The following is a 16,079-nucleotide window of genomic DNA, read 5'->3' as shown; positions in this document are numbered from 1 at the left end:
ACCTCAGCGACGTCAGAGCGACGAAGCTCGAACCCGAGGAGAGAGATGAGAACGATCCGGATCCCGGTCGCCACCATGGCGACCGCGACCACCCTGGCCCTGGTCCTGACCGCCTGCAGCGGCGGGGGCGGCGACACGCCCGAGCCCGAGGAGGGCGGCGGCGCGGTCACGATCGACGCCGAGCACTCCGTCGGCGCCATGGAGGACTTCGAGGTCGGCACGACCTTCCAGGCCACGGAGCCGGTCGACTTCTCGCTGATGTACCGCGACCACCCGAACTACCCGGTGAAGGAGGACTGGTCGATCTTCCAGAACCTGGAGGCCAACCAGAACGTCACCTTCACACGCACCGACGTCCCCCTGGCCGACTGGGACAACAAGAAGGCGCTGCTCGTCGGCGCCGGCGACGCCTCCGACCTCATCCCGGTGACCTACCCCGGCCAGGAGGTCCAGTTCGTCTCCGGCGGGGCGATCCTGCCCGTCTCCGACTACCTCGAGTACCTGCCGAACTTCGCCGACAAGGTGGAGAAGTGGGGCCTCGGGGAGGAGCTCGACGCCAAGCGCCAGGCGGACGGCAAGTACTACCTCCTCCCGGGCCTGCGCGAGATCCCGGACGTGCAGTACTCGGTCGTCGTCAACGACGACCTGTTCCAGAAGGCCGGCATCACCGAGGAGCCGGAGACCTGGGACGAGTTCGCGGAGCAGCTCGCGACGGTGAAGGCGGCGAACCCCGAGCTGTCGTACGCGATGACCGACCGCTGGACCGACACGCAGCCGCTCGGCGCGATGCTCCAGTACATCGCCCCGAACTACGGCACCGAGGGTGGCTGGGGCTACTCCAACACGTGGTTCGACGAGGAGTCCGGCGAGTTCCAGCTCACCGGCACGACCGACGCGTACAAGGACATGATCACGTACGTCGCCGGCCTGACCTCCGACGGCCTGCTCGACCCGGAGATCACGCAGAACGACGACCAGGCGATCCAGAAGTTCGTCAACGGCGAGGCCGCCGCGATCTCCGGCAACACGCAGGAGATCACGGCCTACCGCAGCAAGCTGGCGGAGGCGGGCAAGGACGTCACGCTGCGCATGATCGTGCTGCCCGACGGGCCGTTCGGCGGGATGCTCGCGGGGAGCCGGCTGTCGTCCGGCCTCATGATCTCGAGCGAGGCGGCCGAGAAGCCGTACTTCAAGGCCCTGCTCCAGTTCGTCGACTGGCTCTACTACTCCGACGAGGGCATCGAGTTCGCCCAGTGGGGTGTCGAGGGCGAGACGTACACCAACGAGGGCGGCACCCGCACGCTCCCGGCCGACATCGGCTGGAACGCGCTCAACCCCGACGCACCGAAGAAGCTCAACGCCGACTTCGGGTACAGCAACGGCGTGTTCCTGCTCGCCAACGGCTCCTCGAAGGAGCTGCTCCAGTCCGTCATGACGGACGAGACGAAGGCGTGGACCGACGCCGTGCTCGAGCGCAAGGAGATGCTGCCGGTCAAGCCGGCCGCGAGCCTCGACGAGCTCGAGCTCGAGCAGACGTCTCTCCTGGACACGCAGATCAAGGACGCCGTGATGGCGGCGACCGCGGGCTTCGTCACCGGTCAGCGCCCACTGAGCGAGTGGGACGCCTACGTGTCCGAGATCGACGGGCTGGGCGGCTCGCAGCTCATCGACACCTACAACGCGGCGCTCACCCGCTCCGCGGGCTGACGTCCTCCGGCGGGCGCCCCGGCACCCGCCACCCCGGTCCCGCCGTCGCCCGGTCGCCCCACCGGGCGACGGCGGTCCGCCGCCCGCAGCACCCACCGCACCACCCTTCCCCGCTGGAGCATGTCCCGTGACACCCACCGTCGTCCCGTCCGAGCCCGTCGCCGTCCTGTCCGACGCGTGGCGCACGTGCGTGGGCACGGGCCGCTTCAACCTCGCGCTGCGCCAGGACTACCAGGAGTCGCTCGCCCTCGCGCAGGCCGAGATCGGCTTCCGGTACATCCGGGGCCACGGCCTGCTGTCCGACGACGTCGGGGTCCACCGCCCGTACGACGTCGCGGGGCCCACGACCAGGTACCGCGGGACCCGGTACGCGTTCACCTACGTCGACCAGGTGGTCGATGCCTACCTCGCGCTCGGGGTCGAGCCGTTCCTCGAGCTCGGGTTCATGCCGTCCGGGCTCGCGTCGGGCGACCAGACGGTGTTCTGGTGGAAGGGCAACGTCACGCCGCCGCGCGACCACCGCGAGTGGGCCGCCCTCGTGGCCGCGGTGCTGCGCCACCTGGTCGACCGCTACGGGATCGACGAGGTCCGGACGTGGCCGGTCGAGGTGTGGAACGAGCCCAACCTCGTCAACTTCTGGGAGGGCGCCGACCAGGAGGCGTACCTCCGCCTGTACGAGGCGACGGCGCACGCCGTGAAGGACGTCGACGCCGACCTCCAGGTGGGCGGCCCGGCGATCTCGCCCGGCGCCGACGACTGGTGGGCGCCGTTCGCCGACGCGGTGGCCGCCCGTGACCTGCCGTGCGACTTCGTGTCCTTCCACGCGTACACGACCGGCCCCGCGCAGCACGTCCCGTTCGGCGTCTACCAGACCCTTCGCCACCCGACCGACCTGCTCGACCAGTTCGCGCGCCCCCGCGAGCTCCTCGCCGGGACCCGGCTGGACGGGCTGCCCGCGCACGTCACCGAGTTCAACACGAGCTACCGCCCCGACAACCCGGTGCACGACACCGCGTACAACGCCGCCGCCCTCGCGCCCGTGCTCGCCGCCGGCGGCGACGTGGTGGACTCGTTCTCCTACTGGACGTTCTGCGACGTCTTCGAGGAGGAGAACATCCCCACCGCCTTCTTCCACGGCGGGTTCGGCATGCTGGCCCACCGCCAGGTGCGCAAGCCCACCTACCACCTGTACACGTTCATGGCGCGCATGGGTCCTGACGTGCTCGCCCGCGGCGCCGACCACCTCGTGACGCGCGACGCGACGGGCCGGGTCACCGTGCTCGCGTGGCAGCCCGTCGGCGGGACCGACGACCCGACCGAGCCCGAGCGCCACGAGCTGCGGCTCTCCGTCCCGGTCGGGGCATCGGGCGCTCGTGGGAGAGGGCAGCGCGCCTCCGCGCACCGCAGCGTCGTCAACGAGACCGACGGCAACGCGTTCACCGCGTGGCAGCACCTCGGTCGCCCCGCGTCGCCGACCGCGCGCCAGCTCGACCTCCTCCACGAGGCCTCCGAGCCCGCCCGCTCGACCACGTCGCTCCCCGTCACGGACGGCCGGGTCGACCTCGCGCTCACGCTCGCGCGGCACGAGGTCACCCTCGTCGAGATCGACCTCGTCCGCGACGAGACGCCCGCGTGGCTCGACGACGACCGGATCCTCGGCAGGGCCTCGGGCGGGGAGGGCGCACGGTGAGCGACGTGACCCGGACCGCGCGGCCGTCGGGCACGGGATCGCCGCTGCCGGGCGCGCTCGGCCAGGGGACGCTCGGCCGTGCGACCGCGCTCGTCTACTGGTACGTCGTCGTCACGGCCCTGCTCGCTCTCGCAGCGCTGCCGACGCTCGTCCTGCTCCTGCTGCTCGACCGCGCGGCGTCCAACGTCCCGCTCGCGGCGCTCGCGGCCCTCCCGCTCGGGCCCGCGCTGTCCGCGGCGCTGTACGCCGTCCGGGCGCGCGAGACCGACGACGAGGTCGCGCCCGCCCGCACGTTCGTGCGCGGCTACCGCCGCGGGGCGCTCGACGCGCTGCGCGTGTGGGCGCCCGCGCTCGCGGTGCTCGCGGTCGTCGGGGTCGTGCTCGCGAACGCCTCGGCCGCCGGCGTCGGCCCGGCGTACGCGGCCGTGCTCGTCGTCATCGCGGCGCTCGCGCTCGTGTGGGGGCTGCACGCGGTCGCGATCGCGACCTTCTACTCGTTCCGCACGCGCGACGTCGCGCGCCTCGCCGCCCACTACCTCGGCAAGATGCCGTTCGTGAGCCTCGGCGTCGTCTCGCTGCTCGTCGCCGCGGCCGGCGTCGCGTGGTTCGCCACGGACGGCGTGCTCGCGCTCGTCGGCGGGGTGTGGGTGTGGTGCTGGTACCGCAACGACCGGCGGATGCTCGACGACGTCCGCGCCCGCTTCACCGCCTGACCCGACCTGACCCCGTTCCGAGGAGCCGTCCCCGTCATGACCCCCGCCCGTCTGCCCGCGACCGAGAAGATCCTCTACGGGGGCGACTACAACCCCGAGCAGTGGCCGCGCGCCGTGTGGGAGGACGACTACGCCGCGTTCGACGAGGCGTCGATCGACACGGTGACGCTCGCCGTCTTCGGGTGGTCGTACCTGCAGCCCGCCGAGGACACGTACGACTTCTCGCGCCTCGACGAGATCGTGGCGCGCGCGGTCGAGGGCGGGCGCCAGATCGTGCTCGCGACGTCGACCGGCGCGCTGCCCCCGTGGCTCGCGCACTCCTACCCCGAGGTCAACCGGACCGACTTCGAGGGCCGCGCGCACGCGTACGGGCAGCGGCACAACGCGTGCCCCAGCTCGCCCGTCTACCGCCGCCTGTCCGCCGAGCTCGCGGGCCGCGTCGCCGAGCGCTACGCCGGCACGCCCGGCCTCGTCGCGTGGCACGTGGGCAACGAGTACGGCGGGTACGACGGCGGCTGCTGGTGCGAGCGCTGCGCCGTCGCCTTCCGCGGGTGGCTGCGCGAGCGGTACGGCACGATCGAGCGGCTCAACGAGGCGTGGAACGCGACGTTCTGGTCGCACCTGTTCTCCGACTGGGACCAGGTGGTGCCGCCGAACAAGCTCACCGAGCACTGGCGCGGGCCGGACCACACCGCGTTCCAGGGCATCACGCTCGACTACCGCCGCTTCATGACCGACGCGATGCGCCAGAACTTCCGCGACGAGAAGGCCCGCATCCGCGCGCACGACGCGACGACGCCCGTCACGACCAACTTCATGGGCATGTTCCGCCCGCTCGACTACCACCGCTGGGCCGACGACCTCGACTTCGCGTCGTGGGACAACTACCCGCCCGGGCAGCGCGAGCACGCGCGCATGGCGCTCGCGCACGACCTCATGCGCGGGCTCAAGGACGGCGCGCCGTTCTGGGTCATGGAGCAGACGCCGACCATCACCGCCTCGCGGGACGTGAACCCGGTGAAGCGCCCGGGCGTGCTGCGCCTGTGGTCGTGGCAGGCCGTCGCGCACGGGGCCGACGCCGTCCTGTACTTCCAGATGCGGCAGTCGAGGGGCGCGTGCGAGAAGTACCACGGCGCCGTGCTGGACCACGCCGGGCGTCGCGACACGCGCAGCTTCCGCGAGATCGCCGCCCTCGGCGGCGAGCTGCGCGGGCTGGGCGACGCCGTCCTCGGCGCACGGACCCCGGCGCGCGTCGCGCTGCTGTTCGACTGGGACTCGTGGTGGGCGGCCGAGATGACGGACGGCTTCAACCGCCACGCGCGCTACGTCGACACCGTGCTCGCGTACTACCGCGCGCTGTGGCAGGCGAACGCCGACGTGGACGTCGTCCCCGTGACCGCCGACCTGTCTCGCTACGACGTCGTCGTCGCGCCCATGCTGCACCTCCTCAAGGGCGACGTCGCCGCGCGCCTGGAGGGTGTGGCCGCCCGCGGCGGGACCGTGCTGTCGTCGTTCTGGGCAGGCCGCGTCGACGAGGACGACAACGCGTTCCTCCTGGACGCGCCCGGTCCGCTCGGCCCGCTGTTCGGGATCCGTGTCGAGGAGACGGACTCCGCCGAGCCGGGGGTCGTGAACCCGGTCGCGCTGCACGACCCCGACCTCGACGACGTCGCGGGCGCCGCCGGGACGCCGGGGAGCGCCGAGGCGCCGCTCGTCGTGGGCGGCGAGCTCGTGTTCGAGGTCCTGGTGCCGCAGGGTGCCGAGGTCGTCGGGACGTACGGCGCCGAGTTCTACGCCGGGACGCCTGCCGTGACGCGGCACCGCGTCGGGGGGACCGACGGCGTGCCCGGCGAGGCCTGGTACGTCGCCACCGCGCTCGACGAGCCGGGCGTCGCGTGGGTCGTGCGGCGCGTGCTCGACCGGCACGGCCTCGTCGGCCCCTACGCCGACGTGCCCGACCTCGAGCTCGCCGTGCGCGAGCGCGACGGCGACCGCACCGCGTTCGTGCTCAACCACGCCCAGGAGACCGTCGAGGTCGCCGCCCACGCGTCGGGCACCGACCTGCTCACGGGCCGCCGGATCGAGCACGGCGAGCCGCTGCGCCTCGACCCGACCGACGTCGTCGTGCTGCGGGAGGACCGCCCCTGACCCGACACAGCGGGGGCCGTTCTCGACCCGAAGGAAACCCCCGGTGGGTGGAGCGGCTCTGAGCGCGTCCAGCCTCGGCCCGGCTGTGAGATGACCTGTGTGTCTCGCTACCACCACGGAGTTGACGCACGATCAACGAACAGGGCAGACTAGACGAGCCGAGAGGACTGCCAACGCGGTTCCGCTCGACGGGTGGGACTGCCAACGCGGTGCCCACATGCGCGACTCGGCAAGTGCGTAGACGAGGCCCAGCCTAACGGCTGGGCCTCGTCGTGTATCCACGCTCAAAGGGGGGTGCGGAACGTTGTACTTGCTGTTTGTTGACGAATCGGGCACGCACGGCGGTAGTCCGGCTTTCGTCCTTGGCGGGGCCGCGATCCATGAGGACGACGCACAGCGGCTCCAAGTGAGCCTGGATGAGCTGGTCGTCAAGCACCTCGGCCGCATCCCGGTAAATCTTGACGAGTACGAGTTGCACGCGGGCGAGATGCGGAATGCAAAGAAGCCTCGGGCCGATGCTTCTCCGTCGGCTCGCGCGAGCGTCTGGGCAACAATCGATCGCGCGACGCGTCTTGCGTTGCTTGCTGAAGCCTATTCCCTCGTCGCGAGCTTCACCCCGACGGATCCGAAACTTCCGCTAGTGCTCTTCGGTGTAGTTCTCGACGCAGGTTTTCACGCCGGAGAACTTCCGATCGAGCGGGAGCGCTTTGCCTACGAGGTATTGCTCAACAAGTTTGACGTGATGCTGAAGAACTCCCGGACGGAGCGGGGTCGGCCGAACCGAGGGCTTGTCGTCCACGATCGTCGCCTCGTCGCGGAGCGTGACATCCAATCGTGGGTCTCACAGTGGAGGGCTGCTGCCGGGACGATCGGGCAATTGCGCAACCTTGCCGACGTTCCACTCTTCGCAGACTCGCGCGCTACGCGGTTGCTGCAGGTCGCTGACCTCGTGAGTTATGCGATGTTCAGGAGATATTCTCCCGAAGTGTTCGACCTCTCGTATTTCAAGACGATCTGGCCAGCTTTTCACGCAGAGGCCGGACAAGTCCACGGGTGTGTTCATTACACGCCCTCGTACGGCCAGGGGAACTGCGCCTGCGAGGCGTGCCAGGTTCGCCTTGCTGCCGATGGTGGTGGCCCTGTTCGGCGCCGTCGGGGACGAAGTAGGAGGGCGATAGCTCCGTAGTGCAGCGGGTACGAGTCACCCCAGAGATGCGGAGGCGAGGGCCGCGTGGCGCCAAGAGAGCGAAAGTTCACAAGCGCCGTGGACGATCCGCCGCTCGCGCCACCTCCGCACGGGAATCGCCACACTCGTTCTCACCGAGACGGGGGCGCTGCCAGCCGGGCAAGGCGGCGCTCCAGGAGGCGGCGGTCGCCCTCGCGGTCGACGAGCGCGAGGGCGCGGCGCAGGTCGACGGCGGCGTCCGCGGGTCGCTCGGCCCGCACGAGCAGCTCCGCCCGGACGGCGGGCAGCAGGTGGTACTCCGCGAGTGCCGGCTCGGCGGCGACGCGGTCGACCGCGACGAGCCCGGCAGCCGCGCCGTGCACCTCGGCGACGGCGACCGCGCGGTTGAGCGCGACGACCGGCGAGCCGGTGAGGTCGAGCAGCACGTCGTAGAGGCCGAGGATCTGCGGCCAGTCGGTCGCGTCGGCGTCGCGTGCCTCGTCGTGCAGCGCCGCGACCGCGGCCTGCACCTGGTAAGGCCCGGGCCGCCCGGCGGCGAGCGCCGCCTCGAGCTCCGCCACGCCCTCGGCGATCTCGTCGTGCCGCCAGCGAGAGCGGTCCTGCTCCGCGAGGGTGCGCGTCGCGCCGTCCGGACCGATGCGCTCATCGCGGCGCGCGTGCTGGAGCAGCAGGAGGGCGAGCAGCCCGCGGGCCTCGGGCTCGTCGTCGAGCAGCCGTGCGGCGAGGCGCGTGAGCCGGACGGCGACGTCCGCGAGCGCGCGCCGTTCAGCCGATCCCTCGACCACGTCGGCGGGCTCCGCCCAGGCGTCGTAGCCCTCCGTGAAGAGCACGTACAGGACGGCGAGGACGCCGTCGACGCGCTCCGTCCTGAGCTCGGCGGGCGGCACACGGAACGTGATCCCGGTCGCGCGGATGCGGCGCTTGGCTCGGACGAGGCGCTGCGCCATCGTCGCCTCGGGGACGAGGAAGGCTCGGGCGACCTGGGCCGTCGTCATGCCGGTGAGCGACCGCAGGGTCAGGGCGACGCGCGCCTCGGCGGGCAGCGCCGGGTGACAGCACGTGAACAGCAGGCGCAGGAGGTCGCCGTCGGGGTCGTCGAGGTTCCACGCGTCGTCGTCGAGGCCGGCGGCGACCTGCTCGACGACGGGGTCCGGGCCACCGCTCCGGGACCCGGCGTCGACGCGCTCGCCCAGGCGGCCCACGGCGGCGACACGCTCCGACTCGACCCGGCGCCGTCGCAGGACGTCGATCGCGTGCCGGCGGGCCGTCGTCGTCAGCCACGCGCCGGGCCGATCGGGGACGCCGTCGCGGCCCCAGGTGCGCAACGCGGTCGCGAACGCCTCCTGTGCCGACTCCTCGGCCAGGTCGAGGTCGCCCGTGCTGCGCGCGACCGCGCCGAGGACGCGTCCCCACTCGGTGCGGAACGCGTCCTCGACGGCGGTGCCGACGCCGGTCACGACCGACAGGTCAGGACCCGTCGAGGTCGAGGGGCCAGGCCGGGTGCAGCTCGATCGCGCCGCCGTACGCCATGGGGTGCTCGGACGCGATGGCGATCGCGGTGTCCAGGTCGGGCGCCTCGAGGACGTCGAACCCGGCGATCGTCTCCTTGGTCTCGGAGAACGGCCCGTCCGTGACGAGGACCTTGCCGCCGCGCACCCGGACGCCGACGGCGTCCTCCTCCGGTCGCAACCGGTCGCCGAGCACGGCGGCGCCGCTGCCGTAGTGGCGCCCGACCCACTCCTCGATCGGGGGAGCGGCCTCGGCCTCCTCGGGGCGCAGGTCGGGGTCGTGCGGCGTGCCGAGCACGAGCATCAGGTAGCGCATCAGAGGTCCTCCGCCCTCGTCGTCGCGGGCCGGCGGAGCGCCGTCGGCCCGTAGAACGCCACGTCGGCCGCCTCGATCCCGTCGCCGACGCTGCGTCGTCCGTCACGGTAGCGCGCGAGGTCCGGCGGCTGCTCCCGGTTCGCCGCGAGGATCGTCTCCAGAAAGGTCATGGTGCCTCCTCCGTCGGGCGGCCCGTGTGGCCGCTCATCAGGACGACGAAGCCCGACCGCCGAGATCGACACGACGCGGCGGCGAGTTTCGGGGACGCCGTCGGTGGCGGCCGCTCACGGCGGCGAGGTCGTCAGGAGAACACCGCGGCGTGGGCCGCCGGGACGACGAGCGTCGACAGGCTCGGGTGCCACAGCGGCGTCGTGTGCCAGTCGAGGGTCAGACGCTCCCCGGGGCGGCCCGTCGCGACGAGGCGGTGCGGCGACGTCGGGAGCACGACGTGCACCTCCACCGTGCCGTCGGGCAGCGCGCGGCCGCGCGTCGAGACCACGAGCACGGGGTCGACGACGGGCCCCGCGGCAGGGCCGGAACACTCGGCGGCGTGGGGCCAGGGCAGGACGCGCGTCTCCCAGCGGTCCTCGGCGACGGGGACGGGCTGCCCGCCGACGTCGAGCCGCCAGGTGTACGGGGACCCGGCCCGGACGGCGTGGAGCGTCCACGTCACCGGGCTGACCACGTCCTGCGGCGTCGGCTGCGGGTCGAGCTCCCGGCCGAGGATCCCCGGCCACGCGTCGAGCGTCGCGAGCCGGTCCGCGAGGCGCGCCGCGGCGGCGGGGTCGGGCTGCAGCGGCGTGCTGCCGTCGCCCGCGCGCTCGACGAACGCCCAGATCGCGTCGAGGGTCGACTGCGCGTCGCGCGTCGCGCCGCGGTAGCCGATCGCGAGCCCGCGCTCGGGGACGGCGATCGCGAACTGCCCGTACGCGCCGTCGGCCCGGAACCCGTACCGGCTCGTCCACACCTGGTAGCCGTATCCGCGCGACCAGTCCGGCGGCTCCCCGCCTGCCACCCCGGGGCCGCCGCCGTGCTCGGCCGTGTCCGACCAGGGCTCGCGCATCGCGGCCAGCCATGCGGGCGGGATCACGGTGACGCCCGCGTAGCGGCCGCCGTCGGCCATCGCGACGGCGAGGCGCGCGATCTCGCCGGTCGTCACGTGCAGCCCCGAGAAGCCCTGGTCGAGACCGTCGATCTCGACCCACCACGGGTGCGCGATCCCCAGCGGGTCGAGCACGCGCGGGCGCAGGTAGGCGAGCAGCCGCTCGCCGGTCACGGCGGCGACGACCGACGACAGCGCGCGCGACGCGGGCGAGCTGTACGCGAAGTGCGTGCCGGGCGCGTGCTCGGGCGGGGTCGCGAGCAGGCGGGGGAGGTCGAACCCGATCTCGGCGAGCTGCCCGGACGTGTGGCCGGTGCTCATCGTCAGCAGGTGCCGCACGGTGAGGCCGGTCGGGTCGGGCAGGCCGAGCACCTCCCCGACGAGGTCGTCCACCGTGAGGCGACCCTCCGCCACGAGGTGCCCGACGGCGAGCGCGGTGAACGTCTTCGAGACGGAGTAGACGAGGCCCGGAAGCGGCGCGTCGTGCGGCGCCCACGACGCCTCGACCACCGGGACGCCGTCGCGCGCGACGACGAGGCCGTGCGGGTCGAGCCCACTGCCCTCGAGCGCGTCGAGCAGGTCGAGGACCGCGGCGGACGGGATCCCGTGCACCTCGGGGGAGGGCGCGGTCGTGCCGGGCGGGGTCGCGGGGGTGGCCACGGGCTCGGGCGCGGGCGGTGTCACGTGCTCAGTAGATCCTGCGGCCGTGCGCGTCGGCCACGCCGGACGCGCGCAGGAAGTAGGTGCACACCTGGTCGCGCCACTCGCGCGCGGAGCGGAGCTGCTCCGCGAGGCGCTCGGCGACCCGCTCGAACACCGCGTCGTCGACCGTGCCGCGCAACCCCTCCCACGTGCGGACGTACGCCTCGACGCGCTCGACGCCGGCGAAGTGCGTGTCGTACACGTGCTGCACGACGCTCGTGCCGTCGTGCAGCACGTGCCCGTACGGCACGTGGTGGAAGAAGAGCAGCAGCTCGTCCGGGCACGTGTCGAGCGACTCGTAGACGTCGCGCCACGGCGCGGGGTACTGGCCGGTGTAGCCGGTGCCGGTCGCGCGCGTGCGGTCGACCCCGATGCCGTCGCGGTCGGCGAAGTGGTACGTGCCCCACGGCGAGTACTCGTAGCCGTCGACGGACGGCCCGTAGTGGTGCCCCGGGTTCACCATGAAGCCCACGCCGAGCGGGGCGGTGTAGGACTCGTAGGTGCGCCACGAGTCGTCGAGGACGTCGTGGAGCGCTGCCCGGACGTCCGGATCGATGGCGCGGTCGCCCGCGACCGAGGGGGACGCGAACGTCAGCGACACCCATTCGTCGAGCACGTCGGTCGGGTCGAGCGCCGGGTCCCACGCGAGGCGGCCGAACGCGTAGAGGTTTGCCTGCGCGAGCGGGTGGCCCGTCCAGAACGCGTCGTCGCCGACGTTGGACACCGCGGCGATCCCGCCGCCGCGTGCGGCCGCGACCTGGGGCGAGGCCCCCGGACCGGCGCCCCCGACGACGTCGGACACGGTGGGGGAGCCGTCGTCGCCCTCGACCGGGCCCCACGGCCGGAACCGCAGGATCTCGCTCCACCACGGGCCCAGGTAGCACGCGTGGCGCTGCTGGCCCGTGTACTCCTGCGTCACCTGCAGCTCGACGGCGAGCCGCGTCCGCGGCATCGCGGCGAGCACGGGGGAGACGGGCTCGCGCGTCTGGAAGTCCATGGGGCCGTGCTTGACCTGCACCACGACGTTCTCGTCGAAGCGCCCGTCGAGCGGCGCGAAGTGGTCGTACGCGGCGCGCGCCCGGTCGGTCGAGCGGTCGCGCCAGTCCTGGGCGTGGTCGTAGACGAACGCGCGCCAGTGCACCGTCCCGCCGTACGGGGCGAGGGCGCGCGCAAGAAGGTTCGCGCCGTCGGCGTGGTCCCGCCCGTACGCGAACGGCCCCGGCTGGCCCTCGGAGTCCGCCTTGACGACGAACCCGCCGAAGTCGGGGATCGCCTCGTGCACGCGAGCGACGGCGCCCGCCCACCACGCCCGGACGTCCGGGTCGAGCGGGTCCGACGTCGCGAGGCCGCCGAGCACGATCGGCGACGCGAAGCTCACCGACAGGTGCACGCGGACGCCCCACGGCCGGAACGCGGCGGCGACGCGTGCGACGTCGGGCAGGCCGTCCGTGAGCAGCCGCGCCTCGCGCGCGTGCACGTTGACGTTGTTGATCGCGACCCGGTTCACGCCCGTCGCCGCGAGCAGGCGCGCGTACTGCTCGACGCGCGACAGGTCCTCACGCACGCGCCCGTCCGCGTAGAAGATCGAGCCGCCGGAGTACCCGCGCTCCACCTGGCCCATGACCGGGTGGACGTCCACGTTGTCCCAGTGGTCGAGCATGCGCAGCGCGTGCGCGGGCTCGTGGCGACCGTCGGCGTGGCCGGCCGGGTCCGTCGTCCCGGTGCGCACGACGTGGAACCACGCGTGGAGGAGCGCGGCGTCGTCGTCCGCCGCGACGTCCAGGTGGCCGTCGCCGTGCGCGACGACGAACCCCTCGCCGCCGGGGACGGCGCCGGTGTCGCGCAGGACGAGGTCGGCGTCGCCGTCGACGAGGGTCGCGCCCGCACGGCGGGCCTCGCCGCGGACGGTCTCGGCGAGCGGGCCGTCCCCCACGACGCGGACGGTGCGGCCGCGCAGAAAGGACGTCGCGGCGTCGGGCAGCCAGGCGGGGTGCACGGACGGGTGGTCCGGGGTGGTCACGGGGTCTCCTGGGGGAACGGTCTGAGCATGGGTGCGTGAAACAGTCACGAGATCGGGCCGCCGCGGCGACTCATTCATGCACTCGGCGGCGGGTAGGACGCCTTGGGCAGGTGATAGGCGAGGTCGACGGCGGTCTCGAGCGCCTCGTCGAGGTCGAGCCGGTGCTCCGCGACGAGCCGGGCGAGGTGCCCGGCGTCGATGCGGCGCGCGAGGTCGTGCCGGGCCGGGATGGAGCAGAACGCGCGCGTGTCGTCGACGAACCCGCTCGTGTTGTAGAACCCGGCGGAGTCGGTCGCGGCCTCACGGAAGCGGCGCATGCCGTCGGGGGTGTCGAGGAACCACCACGGGGCGCCGAGCCGCAGGGCGGGATAGACGCCCGCGAGCGGGGCGAGCTCGCGCGAGAAGGTGTCCTCGTCGACGGTGAACGCGATCATCCGGAAGCCCGGGTGGTGCCCGAACGCCTCGAGGACGGGGCGCAGCGCGCGCACGTACTCGGTGCGCTCGGGGATGTCGTAGCCCTTGTCCGGCCCGTAGGCCTGCGCGACGCCCGCGCAGTGGTCGCGCAGGACGCCGGGGTGGAGCTGCATGACGAGCCCGTCCTCGGCCGACATCGCGGCCATCTGGAAGAGCATGTGCGCGGAGAACGCCCGCGCCTCGGCCGCTGTGGCCTCGCCGCGCAGCGCGTCGTCGAGGATGCGGGCGGCGTCGGCGTCGTCGAGAGGGGTGGTGTCGGCGGTCAGGTGACCGTGGTCGGTCGCGCGGGCGCCGGCAGCGACGAACGCGGCGCGGCGTGCGCGGAGCGCGTCGAGGTAGGAGCGGTAGTCGACGACGTCCGTCCCCGCCGCGGCGCCGAGCTCGGCCACCTGCGCGGCCCAGTCGGCGCGGTCGACGTGCAGGAGCGGGTCGGGGCGGAACGTGGGCACGACGCGCTCGCCCCAGCCGTCCGCGGCGAGGCGCGCGTGGTCGGCGAGCGGGGACTGCGCGGGGTCGGTCGTCGCGAGGAGCTCGAGGCCGAACCGCTCGAACAGCGCGCGCGGCCGGTACTCGGGGCGTGCGAGCCGGTCGACGAGGTGGTCGTACAGCGCGTCCGCCGTCTCGGCCGACGGCTTCACCGGGGCGCCGAAGACCTCGACGAGCGCGTGCTCGGTCCAGTACCGCGTCGGGGTGCCGCGGAACAGGTGCCACCCGGCGCAGAACCGGCGCCAGATCTCGCGCGGGTCGGTCTCCGCGGGGGCGGTGCCGGTGGGGGCGCCGGGCACGGGCGCGACCCCGAGGTCCTGGACCCCGCGCACGCCGGGCGACCCGTGCGGTGACGTGCTCTGTGCGACGAGCATGCGCACGAGGTAGTGGTCGGGCGTGACGAACAGTGCGGCGGGGTCGCCGAACGGGGTGTCGTCGGCGAACAGCGCGACGTCGACGTGGCCGTGCATCGAGACGATCGGCAGGTCGCGGGTCGCGGCGTAGACCTCGCGGGCGAGCGGTCGGAGCACGGGGTCGGCGGGGAGCGCGCGGTCGGGGTGCAGGGACCACGGCGCCGTCGCGGTGGTCGGGTCCAGGTGGGCCGTGCTCGTCACGGGTTCCTCCAGAGGCGTCGTTGCGAACGTTTGCATCCTACGTCATCGGCGTTCCGATGTGTCATCTGCCCCGAGCGCTACAATCGTTCGCAGCCCCGTCTCCCCGTGGGGCCCGAGCGCCGAGGAGGCAGCCGTGGTCACCGTCCGTGACGTCGCCCGCGAGAGCGGGGTGTCGATCTCCACGGTCTCCCGGGCCCTCGCCGAGCCCGAGCGCGTCGCCCCGGAGACGCGCGACCGCGTCGTCGCGGTCGCGAACCGCCTCGGGTACCGGCCCAACCGCGCGGCGAGCGGGCTGCGCGCGGGTCGCACCGGAGCCCTCGGGCTCGTGGTGCCCGACCTGGAGAACCCGTACTTCGCGTCGGTGACCAAGGGCGTGCAGGCGCGGGCGCGCCAGACGGGCCACGCCGTGTTCGTCGTCGACGCGGGCGAGGACCCCGCGCTCGAGACGGAGCTCGTGACCGGGCTGCGGTCCCAGACCGACGGGCTCGTGCTGTGCTCCCCGCGCGCGGCCGAGGCGGACCTGGACGCCGCGCGCGACGCCCCCGTCGTGCTCGTCAACCTCCGCCACGACGGCATCCCCTCCGTCTCCTCGGACGACGCGCACGGCGTCCTCCTCGCCGTCGAGCACCTGCGCGCGCTGGGCCACCGCCGCGTCGCGTACGTCGGCGGGCCCGACCGGTCGTGGTCGGACGCGCGCCGCCGCGGCGGGCTCGACGTCGCCCGCGAGCGCTACCCGGACGTCGAGACCATCACCGTGGGGTCGTTCCGCCCCCGGGTCGAGGGTGGCCGCGCCGCCGCCGACCTCGTCGTCGCGTCGGGCGCGACGGCGGTCCTCGCCTACAACGACCTCGTCGCCCTGGGCCTCGTGGCACGCCTGCGCGAGAGGGGCGTCGACGTCCCGCGCGACCTCAGCGTCGTCGGGTTCGACGACACGTTCGTCGCGACCCTCGCCTCGCCCCCGCTCACCACGGTCCGCACCGACCTCGCGCGCCTCGGCGCCCGCGCCGTCGACCGCCTGGTCGCGGCCCTCGGCACGCGTCGCGGAGCCGTCGACGACGGGTCGCCCGACCCCGCGACCTCGCCCGACGACGTCCTCCCCGTCGAGCTCATGGTGCGCGACTCCACGACCCTCGCCCCCACCCGCTAGCGAGGGAGACCCGTGGTCGCGCGAGGAGATCCCGTGACGCGCCGAGGTAGTGACGGTCCCGCGAGAGAGAACCCTGGTCGCGCGAGGTAGAGCCCTGGTTGGCCGAGGTAGAGCCATGGTCGGCCGAGGTAGAGCCCTGGTCATATGAGGGAGGGCTGCGGTCGCCTGGGTGAGGACCGACCAGGGTGAGACGACGTCGGGCGGGGTGGGTGGTGGTGCCGCGTCGTGGCGGGCCTGGCGGGAGCCGCGAGGAACGAGCGGCGGAT

12 protein-coding genes are annotated in these 16,079 nt (G+C 73.4%); 6 read left to right on the top strand and 6 right to left on the bottom strand.

The genetic code is table 11. The annotated features are described in order from the left end of the window. The first annotated feature begins 45 nt into the window (after nt 1-45). The 5 genes from CCE02nite_RS09475 (at nt 46) to CCE02nite_RS09455 (ending at nt 7,444) form a co-directional block, all read left to right on the top strand. Entirely contained in the window at nt 46-1,707 is a 1,662-nt protein-coding gene (locus CCE02nite_RS09475) for an ABC transporter substrate-binding protein (RefSeq protein WP_141389410.1), read from the top strand. Nucleotides 1,708-1,834: 127 nt separating this feature from the next. Next, complete coding sequence (locus CCE02nite_RS09470; protein WP_141389409.1) at nt 1,835-3,397, top strand: GH39 family glycosyl hydrolase; 1,563 nt, start codon at nt 1,835-1,837, stop codon at nt 3,395-3,397. Next, nucleotides 3,394-4,110 (top strand): glycosyltransferase, encoded by a 717-nt coding sequence (locus tag CCE02nite_RS09465; protein WP_255318760.1) that lies wholly within the window; start codon nt 3,394-3,396, stop codon nt 4,108-4,110. The genes CCE02nite_RS09470 and CCE02nite_RS09465 overlap by 4 nt, the downstream gene beginning before the upstream one ends. A 36-nt stretch (nt 4,111-4,146) precedes the next feature. Further along, nucleotides 4,147-6,258 (top strand): beta-galactosidase, encoded by a 2,112-nt coding sequence (locus CCE02nite_RS09460; protein WP_141389408.1) that lies wholly within the window; start codon nt 4,147-4,149, stop codon nt 6,256-6,258. Nucleotides 6,259-6,562: 304 nt separating this feature from the next. Next, on the top strand, nt 6,563-7,444 hold the full coding sequence (locus tag CCE02nite_RS09455; protein WP_141389407.1) for a DUF3800 domain-containing protein: 882 nt from the start codon (nt 6,563-6,565) through the stop codon (nt 7,442-7,444). Nucleotides 7,445-7,575: 131 nt separating this feature from the next. Here the strand turns inward: CCE02nite_RS09455 and CCE02nite_RS09450 are convergent, their stop codons facing one another. From CCE02nite_RS09450 to uxaC, 6 genes are all read right to left on the bottom strand, one after another. Then, complete coding sequence (locus CCE02nite_RS09450) at nt 7,576-8,901, bottom strand: RNA polymerase sigma factor (protein ID WP_141389406.1); 1,326 nt, start codon at nt 8,899-8,901, stop codon at nt 7,576-7,578. A 10-nt stretch (nt 8,902-8,911) separates the two neighbouring features. Then, entirely contained in the window at nt 8,912-9,268 is a 357-nt protein-coding gene (locus CCE02nite_RS09445; RefSeq protein ID WP_141389405.1) for a YciI family protein, read from the bottom strand. Beyond that, nucleotides 9,268-9,438, bottom strand: a complete 171-nt coding sequence (locus tag CCE02nite_RS20450) for a hypothetical protein (protein ID WP_170227269.1) — start codon at nt 9,436-9,438, stop codon at nt 9,268-9,270. Before CCE02nite_RS20450 ends, CCE02nite_RS09445 begins: the two co-directional genes overlap by 1 nt. Nucleotides 9,439-9,569: 131 nt before the next feature. Further along, the gene (locus CCE02nite_RS09440; protein ID WP_141389404.1) at nt 9,570-11,054 is read right to left on the bottom strand and encodes a serine hydrolase domain-containing protein; all 1,485 of its coding nucleotides are present in this window, start codon (nt 11,052-11,054) and stop codon (nt 9,570-9,572) included. 4 nt (nt 11,055-11,058) lie between these two features. Continuing rightward, complete coding sequence (locus tag CCE02nite_RS09435; protein ID WP_255318759.1) at nt 11,059-13,092, bottom strand: alpha-glucuronidase; 2,034 nt, start codon at nt 13,090-13,092, stop codon at nt 11,059-11,061. A 74-nt stretch (nt 13,093-13,166) separates the two neighbouring features. Beyond that, nucleotides 13,167-14,666 carry a glucuronate isomerase gene (gene uxaC / locus CCE02nite_RS09430; protein WP_255318758.1) on the bottom strand — a complete coding sequence of 500 codons (1,500 nt, stop codon included), beginning with the start codon at nt 14,664-14,666 and terminating at the stop codon, nt 13,167-13,169. A gap of 133 nt (nt 14,667-14,799) precedes the next feature. Here uxaC and CCE02nite_RS09425 point away from each other — a divergent pair, with 133 nt between their 5' ends. Next, a complete protein-coding gene (locus CCE02nite_RS09425) occupies nt 14,800-15,813 on the top strand; it encodes a LacI family DNA-binding transcriptional regulator (protein ID WP_141389401.1) in 1,014 nt (337 codons plus the stop codon). Nucleotides 15,814-16,079 lie beyond the last annotated feature (266 nt).

Source organism: Cellulosimicrobium cellulans, assembly GCF_006539945.1.
Lineage (GTDB): Bacteria > Actinomycetota > Actinomycetes > Actinomycetales > Cellulomonadaceae > Cellulosimicrobium > Cellulosimicrobium cellulans.
Note: the sequence above shows the minus strand (reverse complement) of the source record. Positions and strands in the feature narration are given on the sequence as shown.